The sequence below is a fragment of the Campylobacter sp. 107 genome, assembly GCF_002383835.1.
In the GTDB taxonomy this organism is placed as follows: Bacteria; Campylobacterota; Campylobacteria; order Campylobacterales; family Campylobacteraceae; genus Campylobacter_D; species Campylobacter_D jejuni.
The window spans coordinates 1-568 of the sequence record NZ_NXBA01000052.1; the positions used below are offsets into that span (position 1 = coordinate 1).

The 568-nt window shown below is 30.3% G+C and carries 2 pseudogenes; both read right to left on the minus strand.

Going from position 1 to position 568, the window contains the following annotated elements:
* Positions 1-297 (minus strand): annotated as a pseudogene (locus BGS40_RS06945) (hypothetical protein); the annotation flags it as partial.
* A gap of 67 nt (positions 298-364) precedes the next feature.
* Positions 365-568, minus strand: a pseudogene (locus BGS40_RS06950) (hypothetical protein); the annotation flags it as partial.

A 568-nucleotide genomic window follows, 5' to 3' on the forward strand; every position in this document is an offset into this window, starting at 1 on the left:
GCTTCCTTTGATAGGATCTTTTAAATAAATACTTTGCCAATCTTTAAATTCAAGTAAAGTAGATTTCTCTCCTGTGTGAAATTCAGGATCTAGATACCTAGGTTGATAATTAATATAAGGAGAAGTTCTTAATATACGATCAGCTTCAAACAAAGCTTTAGAATATTCTTGGGTGTATTTACCTACTTCACGCCCATCTTTTCTTTTATCAAATATAATTTGATTTGTATTTTTATCAACTTCTAATATAAGTCCATTAGAAGTATAAATCTCGTAAATATCTTTATTACCACTCATTTTTATCCTTTCATCCTATATACAAACCATCTTCCATGATTATGGTAGTGGCTAATGAAATTCATTCTTATTCTTTTATATTATGTTCTTTAGCATAAGCTAGTATTTTAGCTCGAAGTTCTTGCGGAAAATTATATCTATAAATAGCAGGAATTCTTGGATCAAGGAATTTGTCTAAATATCCTCTTTTATAAATCCATTCCAATCTTTCAGGTGTAAAATAATAAGGTGCATTAGGATAGCCTTGAGGAGGAGTGAGGGCTGCGAGTTT